General features: G+C 44.2%; 12 protein-coding genes and 1 riboswitch. Of the genes, 7 read left to right on the top strand and 5 right to left on the bottom strand.

Going from position 1 to position 13,338, the window contains the following annotated elements:
- Positions 1-103: 103 nt before the first annotated feature.
- Both KI659_RS12980 and KI659_RS12975 read left to right on the top strand, forming a co-directional pair.
- On the top strand, positions 104-334 hold the full coding sequence (locus KI659_RS12980) for a hypothetical protein (protein WP_213945787.1): 231 nt from the start codon (positions 104-106) through the stop codon (positions 332-334).
- Positions 324-674, top strand: coding sequence for a type II toxin-antitoxin system PemK/MazF family toxin (locus KI659_RS12975; RefSeq protein ID WP_213945786.1), 351 nt, complete (start codon positions 324-326; stop codon positions 672-674). Before KI659_RS12980 ends, KI659_RS12975 begins: the two co-directional genes overlap by 11 nt.
- A gap of 1 nt (position 675) precedes the next feature.
- On the opposite strand, the gene KI659_RS12970 is transcribed toward KI659_RS12975, so the two are convergent.
- The 3 genes from KI659_RS12970 to KI659_RS12960 are packed head-to-tail and all read right to left on the bottom strand — an operon-like array spanning position 676 to position 3,858.
- On the bottom strand, positions 676-1,674 hold the full coding sequence (locus KI659_RS12970; protein WP_213945785.1) for an ABC transporter ATP-binding protein: 999 nt from the start codon (positions 1,672-1,674) through the stop codon (positions 676-678).
- Positions 1,671-2,705 (bottom strand): iron ABC transporter permease, encoded by a 1,035-nt coding sequence (locus KI659_RS12965; protein WP_213945784.1) that lies wholly within the window; start codon positions 2,703-2,705, stop codon positions 1,671-1,673. The genes KI659_RS12970 and KI659_RS12965 overlap by 4 nt, the downstream gene beginning before the upstream one ends.
- Positions 2,698-3,858, bottom strand: coding sequence for an ABC transporter substrate-binding protein (locus KI659_RS12960; RefSeq protein ID WP_246535406.1), 1,161 nt, complete (start codon positions 3,856-3,858; stop codon positions 2,698-2,700). Before KI659_RS12960 ends, KI659_RS12965 begins: the two co-directional genes overlap by 8 nt.
- A 93-nt stretch (positions 3,859-3,951) precedes the next feature.
- Positions 3,952-4,167, top strand: a riboswitch (cobalamin riboswitch).
- Positions 4,168-4,344: 177 nt separating this feature from the next.
- Here KI659_RS12960 and KI659_RS12955 point away from each other — a divergent pair.
- The 3 genes from KI659_RS12955 to KI659_RS12945 all read left to right on the top strand — a co-directional run bounded on the left by KI659_RS12955 (position 4,345) and on the right by KI659_RS12945 (position 8,181).
- Complete coding sequence (locus KI659_RS12955; RefSeq protein WP_246535405.1) at positions 4,345-6,252, top strand: TonB-dependent receptor; 1,908 nt, start codon at positions 4,345-4,347, stop codon at positions 6,250-6,252.
- Positions 6,253-6,255: 3 nt separating this feature from the next.
- Entirely contained in the window at positions 6,256-7,332 is a 1,077-nt protein-coding gene (locus KI659_RS12950) for a DUF5074 domain-containing protein (RefSeq protein WP_213945783.1), read from the top strand.
- Positions 7,333-7,452: 120 nt separating this feature from the next.
- Positions 7,453-8,181 carry a Dph6-related ATP pyrophosphatase gene (locus tag KI659_RS12945; RefSeq protein WP_213945782.1) on the top strand — a complete coding sequence of 243 codons (729 nt, stop codon included), beginning with the start codon at positions 7,453-7,455 and terminating at the stop codon, positions 8,179-8,181.
- On the opposite strand, the gene KI659_RS12940 is transcribed toward KI659_RS12945, so the two are convergent.
- Positions 8,178-8,600, bottom strand: coding sequence for an HI0074 family nucleotidyltransferase substrate-binding subunit (locus KI659_RS12940; protein ID WP_213945781.1), 423 nt, complete (start codon positions 8,598-8,600; stop codon positions 8,178-8,180). The two genes, KI659_RS12945 and KI659_RS12940, sit on opposite strands and share 4 nt — an antisense overlap.
- A 328-nt stretch (positions 8,601-8,928) precedes the next feature.
- Complete coding sequence (locus tag KI659_RS12935) at positions 8,929-10,359, bottom strand: S1C family serine protease (protein WP_213945780.1); 1,431 nt, start codon at positions 10,357-10,359, stop codon at positions 8,929-8,931.
- 263 nt (positions 10,360-10,622) lie between these two features.
- On the opposite strand from KI659_RS12935, the gene KI659_RS12930 reads away from it, so the two are divergent.
- Both KI659_RS12930 and rseP read left to right on the top strand, forming a co-directional pair.
- Positions 10,623-11,789: a 1-deoxy-D-xylulose-5-phosphate reductoisomerase gene (locus KI659_RS12930; RefSeq protein WP_213945779.1), complete on the top strand. Its 1,167-nt coding sequence runs from the start codon at positions 10,623-10,625 to the stop codon at positions 11,787-11,789.
- 3 nt (positions 11,790-11,792) lie between these two features.
- A complete protein-coding gene (rseP, locus tag KI659_RS12925; protein WP_213945778.1) occupies positions 11,793-13,112 on the top strand; it encodes an RIP metalloprotease RseP in 1,320 nt (439 codons plus the stop codon).
- Positions 13,113-13,338 lie beyond the last annotated feature (226 nt).

Raw genomic sequence — 13,338 nt, 5'->3', positions numbered from 1 at the left:
TGATTTATTCACCGGGGTAAATCTGAAAATTATTGGAAATCATGGTCTTAATTGTAAACAAAACAGTTTGAAATCGTATATACTATTAGTATATTTGGATGTTATGAAAACACTTTCTCTCAAACTTGATGATGACGTATTTGAGGATGTAGAGTACATCACCAAGCGTAAGAAAATAGCACGCAACCGCTATATCAATGAAGCCTTGGAGTTTTATAATGCTTATCAAAAACGTCAAATTTTGGCCAAAAGAATTGCCTATGAGGCAGATTTGGTCAAAGAGGAGTCTATGAATGTTTTGAGGGATTTTGATAGCCTGATCGATGAGGATTAGGCAATTTGAAATCTGGATAGCTAATCTGAATCCACAAAAGGGCACCGAGCCGGGTAAGGTTCGGCCTGTCCTCGTGGTGCAAACCAACTTGCTCAACAGGATTGAATTCCCCTCCACTATTGTCTGCCCTATTACCAGTAATGTTTTAAAAAATTACGAAGGTATTCTACGAGTCAATATAAACCAGCCCATAGGCCGCCTTCAGAAGGAATCCGCTATACTGATTGACCAGGTACGGGCTATTGATAATGTAAGGTTGATAGAAAAACTTGGAGTACTGCCTGATAATTTGGCCTTGAAAGTTAAAGAAAACCTGAAAATCGTAATGGATTTGGAATAGGTTAGAGGCCTGATTTTTTTAATTTTTGGATCACTTCGGAAATACTATTGAGTTGGTAAATGTGTCCCTGATGATCAAGAGTAAAGTCCTTTTCGGAGTTAATGGTGATTTTTGTGAAGGAGTCTAGCCTTTCTAAATTTGCTTTTCTCAAAGCCAAGATCACCCACTTTCTCAATTCCATCACCCCGTCTATTACAACAGTTATCCTGTCAACGATTGGTTCAACTTTGCCCAGTTCTTTGCTGAATTGTAAAATGGCACTTGGTAGCAGAAGGTTGATCTTGTTTTTTAAAATTAAGTCCTCAGGACTTCCTGTAGACAATGGAGCGCCACACTGCATAATCCAAAATTGATCAGCTGTATCGATTGCTATGTCCAGATCATGGGTGACTACCAGGATTGCTTTGTTTTGGCGCTGGGCAATTTCCCTTAACAGGTGCATGACTTCATAGCGGTTTACCAGGTCCAGGTGAGCGGTGGGCTCATCTAGGATCATGAGCTCACCATCCTGGGCCAGCGCTCGGGCAATCATGACTTTTTGGAGCTGTCCATCACTAAGCTCGGAAAGCCTCCTGTCATGTAAATACTGGGTATTGGTGACAGATATGGCATTTTCTACGATCATTTTATCAGCGGGGTTCAGTCTACCCAGCCAGCCGGTATGTGGGGTTCGTCCCAGTCCCACCAGTTGCCCCACGGTTAAATTGGCGCTGCTTATCTTTTCCGTCAATACTACGGAAATCTTCCTTGCCAGACATCTTTGCTCAAAACTTGAAAGGGCTTTTCCCTCCAAAAGAACATCACCTTCCAATGGAGGGTTTTGTCCATGAATGGCTTTTAATAGCGTAGATTTTCCCACTCCATTGGGCCCCAACAGACAGGTCAGCTCCCCGGCTTTTAATTCAAAGGAGATATTTTCAGCCACCACTGTTTCTTTTGGGCCTTTTCTGTAACCCAATTTTAGGTTGTTGGCTTTCAATATGGTTTTTAAATCACTCAAAACTCCTTGCTAAAATTCCTTCTTAAAATTAACCAAATTACCATGGGTGCCCCAATCAAGGATGTCACCGAGTTGATGGGCAGGGTTTGGGCCGAAGAGGGCATCTGGCTGATGGCGTCACACAACAGCAAAACAGCAGCACCAATAATGGCTGAGGCGGGAAAAAGGATCCTGTGATCGCTAGTTTTGAAAACCAGCCTTGCCATATGCGGTACCGCAATGCCGATAAAAGCAATTGGCCCGCAGAAAGCGGTAGTCGCTCCAGCAAGGATTCCCGTGCTAATGATCATGGCCCATCGTAACCTGTGAATATTTACGCCCATGCTCTCTGCATAAGTTTCACCCAACAGCATGGCATTGTAGGATTTGAGAAAAATGAGGATGGGGATCGCCCCAAGTATTAAAGTGAGCAGGAATACCTTTAATTGGGCATAATCCATACTTCCAAGGCTGCCCATAGACCATATCGTAAAAGTCTTGAGCTGCTCGGCATCACTGAAATAGGCCAGTACACTTATAATTGCTGATGTGGCGCTTCCAAACATCAAACCCACGATCAGCAAAGTCATGCTGTCCTTTACTTTCCAGGCAGTCAAGCTCATCAGCAACAAAACAGAAATTGCTCCGACAGTAGCTGAAATGATGGTGGCCCAAACTCCCACGCCGCTTCCGAATAATGTCAAGCCGAAAGCGGAACCGGCCATTACCATGATTGCCACACCGAGCCCGGCCCCTGAGCTGATGCCCAATACAAAAGGTCCTGCCAGTGGGTTCCTGAAGAAAGTCTGCATCTGCAGCCCGCTGATAGACAATCCAATTCCCGCCAGTATGGCTGTAAAGGCCTTGGGAATCCTGTAGGTTTTGATGATGGTTTCCCAGCTGGATCTGCTGAATTCTCCGCTCCATATCCCTTTGAAAATCTCATCCATCGGAATAAAGACTGACCCGATACTGATATTCAGTAGGAAGAGAACTGCTATCAGAAGCAATCCTGATAAAATCAAGAGAGTGGAGGAGAGGCTTTTATCCATTTATTTTGGTATAAAAATACAACTGATAATCTGGCAAAAGTTCCGGGTGGAATATTTTGATCAGGTCTTTTAAAATCAAATCCGGACGCATATAGCCAAGTTCGAAATACTCCACCCCTCCGGTTTCCCCTTTTTTGCGCGTATAGGTGAAGACTTTTTTCTCCTGCACAGGCCTCAAGTTTGCATATCTTTTATCCGTATTGGTGATGTCGCTCAATGACTTGAAGTCGGCGGCACCGATCCAAAATTCCGCTTCTTCTGCTTTTTCCAAGACGTATTCATAACTCAGCTGCGCGCTGCCGGTTCCGGACTGGTCTTCAAAAATATATTGGCTGCCCGCTGCTTTCAAAAGTTTCGTGCCCCAAGAATCATTTCCTGGTGCATACCAGATGTCCTTGTACATTACCCCGCTCATCACCTTTGGAAATTCCGAACTGGGTAGGTTTTCGATGAGTTTTTCAGCCTCCAAATAATCCTTTTGAATAGACTGAAAAACCTCATTGGCTTTATCCAATTCACCCAAAAGGACTCCCGTGAACTTAATCCACTCCGCCCTACCCAAGGGGTTTTGTTCCACATACTCGCCGTTCAAAACAGCCGGGATGTTAGCAGATTGCAAAAGGTTGAGGTTTTTGATTTCATCACCCAGCGTGGAGATCATCACCCAGTCTGGCTCCAGATCAATAATCATTTCCACATTGCTCTGTGCCCCTCTACCCAAGTCGTTGACTTCCCCAGCTTTTATCTGCTTTCGTACATGGCTGGAGGAAATCAGGTCGAGGTTGGGAAAGCCGATGAGTTTTTGAGTGTGGCCAAGATAATCCAAATGTGGGATTTGGGTGGTGGAGGTCATCACTACCTTTTCAGCAGGCAGCCTCACGATACTGTTAAAGTTTCCCGAGGGTATATCCGCATTTTCATCTTCTTGGATCAGGTATAAGTAGGGCTGGTGCTTATCAGGAAATGCCTGTAAAACCTCAATAACTTTATACCCCTCACCCTGATAGATTTTGAACCCCTTGGCATAATCCAAGGTGATTTCTTCCAGCTCGTCTAATGAAAATCTTTCTTCTGAAGGTTGACAGGATTGCAATCCCCATAACATAATCAGGGCGGCCATGGTCAATAAATTTATCCTGTTCAGTATAATCATGAGTAAAAGTTTTGAGTGCGGAAGAAAGCTTGGATGAGCTTGAATTCAAAAACAAATCTTCAAAGAATATTTTTCCAAAGCAATTTTTGCCTTACTTTTACAAATGAAATTGGTTCACGGTTGTCGTTTCTAGGCAATCGAGATTAATAGGGAATCCGGTTAAATTCCGGAGCTGTCCCCGCAACTGTAATCCCGATCTGAGTACTCAGATCAAGCTTTTGTTCTACTATACCATTGTACGCCTCGGTGTATGAGAAGGTCGGCAAAAGTCGGGAAAGCCAGGAGACCTGCCTTTTTCAGACAATTCAAAGCTTTCGGGTGAAAGGCTGAGGTGGATACCATTTCAAAATTAACCGCAAAGGATGCTGAGTTTCACAAAGCGAAATCTTAAGGGTTATTTTGATTTTCAGTTAAATCTCAATTTTACAACTTGATATGGCTTTGGATTAAATATTTGGTTTTGTTCCATATTTAATTCAAAAGGCATTGTATTTCCAAACACTTACCAAGGTTGTATTGGCAGCCTGCTTTTTATTGCTGGCAAATGTCTCTCAGGTCAGGGCGCAGGATGCGTTGATGGATTTCTCCGCCGATACTGTTGCGTTGGAGGGGGTAGATGTGTTTGCCCCGGATTATCTTAAATATTCTCTGGGTCACACCGTCAAAAAATTGGCTAAGGACCACCTTCAGGAATTTCATGGGCAGGATTTGGGTGCCATGCTTCAAAAGCGGACGGGAATTTTTGTGCGGCAATATGGGCCGGGAATGCTGGCCTCCGTCACGATGCGTGGCGCCTCAGCTGGCCACATAGCCGTTTTTTGGAATGGCCTTCCCATCAATAGCCCTTCTTTGGGGCAAACCGATTTTTCCATCGTGCCGGTCAATGGAATCGACCAGGCTACCATTCATTTTGGAGGATCAGCGGCCCTTTATGGGACAGATGCCATCGGGGGATCCATACACCTGGACAGTGAACTCCAATTCAATCAAGGCCACCAAGTGGAGATCCAACAGGGGGCGGGGAGTTTTGGGAGATTTAACAGCCAAGTAAAGTATGGGTATTCCACAGAAAAACTGGCTCTTCGGACCTCTATTTATCGAAACTCCGCCAAAAATGATTTCCCTTTCAGAAACAGGTCCAGGATAGGCCAGCCCATGGAGCGGCAGGTCAATGCAGCAGTGGAACAATATGGGGTCAATCAGGATCTGGGATGGAACCTGGGTGCCAATTCTCAAATCAAAACCAGTCTTTGGTGGAACTTAACGGACAGGGAACTTCAACCCTTGATGGGGTCCAATGCACTAGAGGTTCAGAAAGACCAGAATCTGCGATGGGCACTGGATTATTTGCTTTATGGCGAAAAATCTCTTTTCAATGTGAAAGTAGGGGTTATCCATGATGAAATGATATTTGACCGGACTTCCAGAAATTTGGTGACCCAGTATCTTGTCTCCACGGATTATGAAAAAAAGGTTTCCGATAGCTGGGAATCCAAAAGTGGGTTAAGGTATACCTTAATTGATGGAAACCTGAGCAGTTACCATGCTATGGACAATAGGTTGGAGGCATATCATAGCTCCAGTTTTCGGATCACCGAGAGGTTGAGTTCTTCGGTGAATATGCGCCAACTTATCTATGAAGGCAACTGGGCACCCTTCACGCCCTCAGTAAGCGGGACCTATAGTTTTGTTCAAAGTGAAACCCACCACCTTGCAGCCAACACCGCTATTTCCAGGAATTTCAAAGTACCCACGCTCAACGACCGTTTTTGGCAGCCCGGCGGAAATCCGGATTTGTTGCCAGAGGATAGTTGGAGTAGTGAAGTTGGGTTGGTGCACAATTGGGAAGGTACTAGCACTCAGGTGGAAACCCGGGTGAATTATTACCGGATGAAGGTTGAAAATTGGATCATATGGTTGCCTACGGGTAATTTTTGGACGCCATCAAATATAAGAAATGTAAATAATCGGGGGGTGGAGGCTTTTTTTGAGGCAAATCAAAAAGTCGGACAGGGAACCGTCGGGCTTGACCTGAATTATGCCTATACCCGTGCCCAGATTTCCTCCGATGACAATGAGTCTACCATCGGCCGACAGTTACCCTACACCCCTCTTCACAAGGGAAATATACAATTGAGCTATAAATGGAAAGGTTTACGATTCTTTGCGGCTCAAACTTATGTAGACGAAAATTTTGTCACTACCGACAACAGTTTAGATATTCCTTCATACACTCTGTATGACCTCGGCGCTTCTTGGGAGGGACGGCTATTAGGACAGGCGCTTAGATTTCAGGCTCAAGTACACAACGTCCTTAATACAGAATACCAGGTGCTAAGGCAGCGGCCCATGCCAGGTAGAAATTATAATATTAATATCCATTTTAAATTTTAATTCATGAAAACCAATTTTAAAATCTCATTTGTCTTTTTGTGCAGTGCCCTAATTGCACTTGGTTCTTGTAACAACGATGCCGAAATCATCGAAAATGGCAATGTCCCATTTGGAGAAGGCATTTTTGTGGTGAATGAAGGCAACACCCAAACCAATACAGGCGAAATCACTTTTTTCAATCCCTCTACTGGAGATAAATCCCAAAATATTTTTTCCAAAGTGAATGACATGGATTTGGGTATCTATGTGCAGTCTATTCATGGGCATTTGAATAAAGGATACATTTCTGTTGACAACATGAACCGTCTATATGTGGTAAACCTGGATAATTTTGAACTGGAAGGAATAGTGGAGGAGATTGGGAAACCCCAAGGTTTTCTGGGACTGAATGAGCAAAAAGGGTATGTGTCGCTTTGGGGTGAGTCTGGAACCGGTACCGAAGTAGCGGTGATCAACCTTCAGGATTATACGGTCTCAAAAAGAATTACGGTAGGCACCGGCCCTAAAGAAATGCTTTTAAATGGCAATGATTTGATCGTATTGAATTCCGGTGGCTTCTCCAGCGCAAATAGCATCAGTATTATTAATACCCAAAACGATGAGGTGACCCAGACCATCACAGTGGGCGACAATCCAAACAGCTTAGTGTCTGATAGAAGCGGCAATATTTGGGTGCTCTGTGGGGGCAGGTACAAGTCAGATTGGAGCGGGCTGGAGACGCCTGGTCAGTTGCTTAAAATCAACGGATCCAATTATTCGATTGAAGAGGTTTTGGATTTTGAAAGCGAGTTTTCCCAACCGAGTAGGTTAAGAATAAATTCCGCGGGGGATGAATTGTATTTCACGTATGATGGACATGTCCGAAAACTGCAAATGGAAGGGGAACTAAGCCAGGGTGAAGTTCTCCTTAATAGAAGTTTTTATGGCTTTGCCTATAACCCTAACGATGGGATGCTTTACGGGACAGATCCTAGAGATTTCGCCTCATCGGGTTGGGTAATTCGATTTAGTCCCGAAGGAGTTTTGCAAGACTCCATCCAGGCAGGAATTATTCCGAGTCAATTGCTCTTCAATTATTGAGGTTCATTTGAGGAAATATCTAGGAATGCCTGGGTATTTCCATTATTTTCAATTAAGAATAAACATTTGTTTCCACGGTAAAACTTACCTAGGTTTAGACTTTCAAGTGAATAGAATTTAATGCCCTACACCCAAAACGATAAACCCATTAAAGTATCTTTAAGCTGGTCCGGCGGAAAGGACAGTGCATTTGCACTGTGGAAGCTTCTCCGGGACAAACGGTATGAGGTTGTAAGCCTGCATACCACATTTAATGATGAAACGAAAAGGGTGGGGCTGCATGGAACTTCTGAGGACCTCATAGAAGAGCAAGCCAAATCAATTGGTATTCCCCTGGAAAAAATATTCTTTTCCAGCAGTGCAAGCAATGATGCGTATGAAAATGCGATGCGGGCTTTTTATGATAAAATCAAATCGGAAGGGGTTCACCATGTTGCCTACGGAGATATCATGCTGCAGGACCTACGGGACTACCGGGAAGAGCAGTTATCAAAGGAATCTATCAAAGGGATATTTCCCTTGTGGAGAAGAAGCACCGACCGGATTATTCAGGACTTTTTATATCAAGGTTTTAAAACTATCATCTGTGCTGCTGATGGTGAAAAAGTGGAACTCGAATGGGTTGGCCGGACACTGGATAAAAGTTTTTTAACATCCCTGCCATCTTTTGTGGATCCCTGTGGGGAAAATGGAGAGTATCATTCCTTTTGCTATGAAGGTCCCATTTTTAATAATCCACTTGCTACGAAAGTTACATCAGTTGTTCCAAAGTCTTACTCAGTAAAACTTGAAAGCGGAAAAGTAGAGAAGAGGTGGGTTTGGTTTGCTGAAATGGAGCTCGAAAGTTAATTTGATTCCTCCTCGATTTTTTTCATCTTCCTCTCAAAGTTTTCCAAGTTGTTGATAAATTTCTTTGATGTCTTTTCCATTAAGGACTTGTTGACATCTTCATTGTAGAGAGGAGAGGCCTTGATCCTGTCGATGATCATCTCCAGCCAAGTTTCCCCATCATCGATCAAATCTGAATGAAACGCCTCAACAGTGAGATCCCTGGGCCCAGTAATTCCGGTGTGGCCGAGTTCCCTGAAATATTCCATCATGGTATTGAGGGCCATTTCATGGGTCAGTTCAAAAGATCGGATGATCTTATGCTCCAGCTTTTCCGAAAAACCCTTGCGCTTCAATTCATCCAGATAATCCTTCAGTTCTGTAAGGGCTTCTGAATAGTCTTGGAGTCTTTTATGCCAGTTTACCACGGGAGTTTTCATAGTCATTTAGGGTTTCAATAAAAATAGGGATTTATAAACAAGTCACCAAGAAAGTGCCTTTTTTAAAATAGGCACACCTCACCACATGGACAAGTAGCCCTTCAGTACAAGCTATATAAAGTAAGGAGTTGGTTCTGGTTCCATGGTGTTTGGCATTACAATACACCAGATATAAACGATTATTAAATATATCTATAGCCAAAGTTAAACCAATAACGGACTGTTTTAACACTGGTTTAGCACTGGTTTAACATTGGTGTAGGACTTGATTAGGTGTAAAAAAACCTTCGCTTGAGGGAGGCTCAACCGGAGGTTTTCAAGGACTAGATCACCGAACGTTGTAGGACTGCATGAAGCGCTGCCCATTAGGGGAAACACCTTCCAGAAGTAGGCGGCCACTGTATTTTTCCAGGAATTCCCCGATTTCGGTTGGATCTGTTGCAGGCTCCTTGTTGATATGGGTGATGATGAAACCATTGGCCAGACCCAGTTCACGCAGGTATCCCCTGGTCATACCAGTTATCTTGATGCCATGGTCAATATCAAGCCTGTCCCGTTCTATGGTATTGACTGCCTCCAGTCGCCCCCCTAGGATGTTGGAGCTGTAAAATTCCCTTTTGAGCACGCCGGTCCCGCCCTCAAGGTTCAGCAGGGTGACATTTGCAGAGTTTCTTCGGTTTTCGCGGATGTAATTGAATTTGATTTTGTCGCCAGGATAGAAATAGGAGATGGCCTCCTCAAAGCTGCCCTTTCCACTCACGTTGATGTCTTCGATCTGGAAAATGACATCATTTTTGCGCAGCCCGGCTCTTTCAGCGGCGCCGTTTCGCTGCACATGCGTCACGATCACCCCATCCATGGTCTGCAGGTTCATTTCCTCGGCAAGTTCAGGGGTGATTTCCACCACTTCCACTCCTGGCAGGGCTTTTTGTACTTCCCCAAACTTGATCAGGTCATTGGCCACTTTGATGGCAATGTCTACCGGAACTGCAAAGCCGTAGCCTGTGTAGGACCCCGTCCTAGAGAGGATGGCGGTATTGATACCCACAAGTTCTCCCTTGGTATTTACCAATGCCCCTCCGGAGTTGCCAGGGTTGATAGGAGCGTCGGTTTGGATAAAGGATTCCAGCGGGAAATCACCCCCTAGGATATTGATCTGCCTTTCTTTAGCGGAAACAATCCCCGCAGTTACGGTGGAAGTAAGGTTAAATGGGTTGCCAACGGCAATTACCCATTCCCCGATTCGGAGTTCCCGGCTGCTGCCCTGTGCAATTGCTGGCAGGTTTTCGGCTTCGATTTTAAGTACGGCGATGTCTGTGTTTTTATCGGTTCCGATAAGTTTAGCTTTATAAGTTCTTTTCTGGTGCACTACCTCGATGGTTTCTGCTCGGTCGATCACGTGGTTGTTGGTGACAATATAGCCATCACCGCTGATGATTACCCCCGATCCGGTGCTGACCCGCTGTGTGGGGCCGGTACCGAAAAAGTAATCGAACATACTGTTTCGACGTGGGTCTGAGCCCGAAAAGTTTTTGATAAAAACAACCGAGTTTTTGCTTCTTTCAGAAGCTTCCACAAAGGATACGGGAGGGTTGTAGTTAGCCGGTTCGTATAGTTCTGTTTTGCTTACCTGCTGGGAATAGTTTTCTGCAATGGGGTGATTGATCTGCAATTCTGCTTGAGGGGAAACTTGGCTGAAAAACCAGGCGCCCCCGATGCCGGAAAGAAAGGATACCACAACTATTTTGATGCTTTTCATAAACGGACTCGATAAATATTATACCTTATGTTGCCTTCATATACGCTAAAAGAAAAAGCCTTGGCTATCTTTTTGGAAAAAGAGTTTTAGGCCTGTTTTCGGTTTCAAATATAAATTACTAATCGGTGTCCTGCCGTTAAAAAGTGTCAAAAAACACAGGAAAAGTCTTTTAACCTTGTAAATTTGTTGGCATATTGGAAAACTTTTAGCTGGCAAATGCCATTTTAACTGCAATCAACTGAGTCCGAGAGATTAAGAATTACATGTCAGAAAAGAAAAGAGTAGCCATATTGGGCTCAACGGGAAGTATAGGAACTCAAGCGTTGGATGTGATTGAAAGCCATCCGGATAAATTTGAGGTAGAAGTCCTAACTGCCCAAAACAATGCAACACTCCTAATTGAACAAGCGATAAAATTCCAGCCAAATGCCGTGGTGATTGCCAATGAGCAGTTGTATGATGAGGTAAAGGAGGCTTTGTTCAGTCATGATATAAAAGTTTACGCAGGTAACGGTGCCCTGGCTCAAGTGGTGGAAATGGACAGCATCGATGTAGTACTTACCGCGCTGGTGGGATATTCAGGTCTGATGCCAACCATCAAGGCTATAGAAGCCGGGAAGAACATTGCCTTGGCCAACAAGGAGACCTTGGTGGTGGCAGGAGAGATGATCACCAAAATGGCTATGGAGAAAGGGGTGAATATCTACCCTGTGGATTCCGAGCACAGCGCCATTTTCCAATGCCTGGTTGGTGAATTTCACAACCCTATAGAAAAAATCATCTTAACGGCCTCAGGCGGGCCTTTTAGGGGAAGAGATAGGGAGTTTCTCAAGTATGTGACCAAGGAACAGGCGCTCAAGCATCCCAATTGGGACATGGGCGCCAAAATCACGATTGACTCGGCTTCCATGATGAACAAGGGGCTGGAAGTGATCGAAGCCAAGTGGCTTTTTGGGCTCAAGGCCGAGCAGATTGAAGTAGTCGTACACCCGCAATCTATAGTACATTCTTTGGTCCAATTTCGGGATGGATCAATAAAAGCGCAACTCGGGCTGCCCGATATGCGTATCCCCATACAATTCGCATTGAGTTACCCCGATAGATTTGACTCTACATTTCCGAGGTTTGATTTTCTGCAATATCCAAACCTTACGTTTGAGCAACCGGACTTGAAGACATTCAGGAACTTACAGCTTGCCTACGACGCCATGGAAAAGGGCGGAAACGCTCCCTGTGTGCTGAATGCCGCCAATGAGATTGTGGTTGCAGCTTTTTTGAAAAACGAAGTGGGCTTTTTGGAAATGTCGGATTTGATTGAGGAAACTTTACATGCGGTGGACTTTGTTAAAAATCCAACTTTGGAAGATTTTGTCGCCACTGACAAAACGTCAAGAATAAAAACTGAAGAATTAATCAAGAGTAAAGTATAAATAATGGATACATTGATCATGGCGGCCCAGTTATTACTGGGGCTGTCTATTTTGGTAGGATTGCATGAGTTGGGTCACTTGCTCACGGCAAAGATGTTTGGGATGCGGGTTGAGAAATTCTCCATTGGCTTTCCCCCAAAGATCATAGGTTTTAAGTACGGCGAAACTGAGTATTCCATCGGAGCAATCCCACTTGGGGGCTTTGTGAAGATCTCAGGGATGGTCGATGAATCCATGGATACCGATCAACTTGATTCCGAACCCCAACCTTGGGAGTTTCGTGCCAAGCCAGCCTGGCAGCGGCTTATCGTGATGCTGGGTGGTATCATTGTGAATGTGATTACGGGTATTGTGATCTTTACTTTCCTGATTTATGATCGAGGAGACACCTTCTATTCCCGCGACCAGGTTTTGGAGCACGGTATAGAGGCCCGTGCCATTGGTGAGGAAATCGGTTTCCAAGATGGCGATATTGTATTGGACATCAACGGACAGCCATATAAGCGATTTGATGATCTGAGCAGTGGAGAGGCTTTGTTGAGCAGCGGGGGATATTATACTGTTTTGCGTGATGGGCAGGAAGTGCGAGTAGAGATCCCAAGAGGTTTCATCAATTCCTTCTCTAATGAAGATGCACTCTCCAACTTTATCTCCTTGCGTTATCCAATGGAAGTCGGAGATGTGGTCAAAGGAAGCCCAGCCGACCAAATGGGTGTCAAACCAAAGGATAGAATAGTTGCGATTAATGATCAAGAAGTCGTTTATTTCAATGAAATTTCCAGTGCTCTCCAAAATCTTTCTTCAGGAGAGGCGAATTTCACAATCGATCGTGGAGGAGAGCTGATTACATTAAGTGGCTCGGTAAAATCTGATGGCACTATTGGCGTATATTTTAATCCACTATTGGAGCCAGTCAGAGAAAAGTATTCGTTTTTGGAATCCATCCCTAAAGGCACCGAAAGAGCATTTAGCGCGGTAATCATCAACGCGAAAGCTTTAGGTAGGATGTTTACCGGAGAGGTTTCTGCAAGAAACGTGAGCGGACCTATCGGGATGGCCAAAATTTACGGCAATACTTGGGATTGGGGTAAGTTTTGGGGTATCACTGGATTGATTTCCATGATTTTGGCCTTTATGAATCTCCTGCCGATTCCTGCCTTAGATGGCGGGCACGTCGTATTCCTTTTGTATGAAATGATCTCCGGTCAATCACCCTCTGAAAGGTTTCTGGAAAATGCGCAGAAAGTGGGAATGGTGCTGCTTTTGGCCCTGATGGTTTTCGCTATTGGAAACGATATTCTGAAGATTTTTACCGGTTGGTAAATTCCTATAAACTTTGAAAAATAAAAATGAGTTGAAGCCTTACTTCAGCTCATTTTTTTTATATAATTATTTTTTTGAAGCAGCTCTTGAGTCAGTATTTTGGCCATTTACTGCCAATTTGTGTTTATTATAACATTGGCATATCCATTGAGTTTTATAGGGGAAATGCCCTAATCGGGAATTACATAGCATTTACACATTATACATGGCAGTAAAAACTGTCAGT

This window comes from Litoribacter ruber, from assembly GCF_018449405.1.
Lineage (GTDB): Bacteria > Bacteroidota > Bacteroidia > Cytophagales > Cyclobacteriaceae > Litoribacter > Litoribacter ruber.
The sequence above is the reverse complement of the archived record's forward strand: the minus strand, read 5'-3'. Positions and strand labels throughout refer to the sequence as shown.

What these genes read in the sequence shown, in the direction of transcription:
- rseP (WP_213945778.1), top strand. Translation starts at nt 11,793, where the DNA reads ATGGATACATTGATCATGGCGGCCCAGTTATTACTGGGGCTGTCTATT.
- KI659_RS12935 (WP_213945780.1), bottom strand. Translation starts at nt 10,359, where the DNA reads ATGAAAAGCATCAAAATAGTTGTGGTATCCTTTCTTTCCGGCATCGGG.
- KI659_RS12945 (WP_213945782.1), top strand. Translation starts at nt 7,453, where the DNA reads ATGCCCTACACCCAAAACGATAAACCCATTAAAGTATCTTTAAGCTGG.
- KI659_RS12960 (WP_246535406.1), bottom strand. Translation starts at nt 3,858, where the DNA reads ATGATTATACTGAACAGGATAAATTTATTGACCATGGCCGCCCTGATT.
- KI659_RS12930 (WP_213945779.1), top strand. Translation starts at nt 10,623, where the DNA reads ATGTCAGAAAAGAAAAGAGTAGCCATATTGGGCTCAACGGGAAGTATA.
- KI659_RS12950 (WP_213945783.1), top strand. Translation starts at nt 6,256, where the DNA reads ATGAAAACCAATTTTAAAATCTCATTTGTCTTTTTGTGCAGTGCCCTA.
- KI659_RS12940 (WP_213945781.1), bottom strand. Translation starts at nt 8,600, where the DNA reads ATGAAAACTCCCGTGGTAAACTGGCATAAAAGACTCCAAGACTATTCA.
- KI659_RS12980 (WP_213945787.1), top strand. Translation starts at nt 104, where the DNA reads ATGAAAACACTTTCTCTCAAACTTGATGATGACGTATTTGAGGATGTA.
- KI659_RS12965 (WP_213945784.1), bottom strand. Translation starts at nt 2,705, where the DNA reads ATGGATAAAAGCCTCTCCTCCACTCTCTTGATTTTATCAGGATTGCTT.
- KI659_RS12975 (WP_213945786.1), top strand. Translation starts at nt 324, where the DNA reads ATGAGGATTAGGCAATTTGAAATCTGGATAGCTAATCTGAATCCACAA.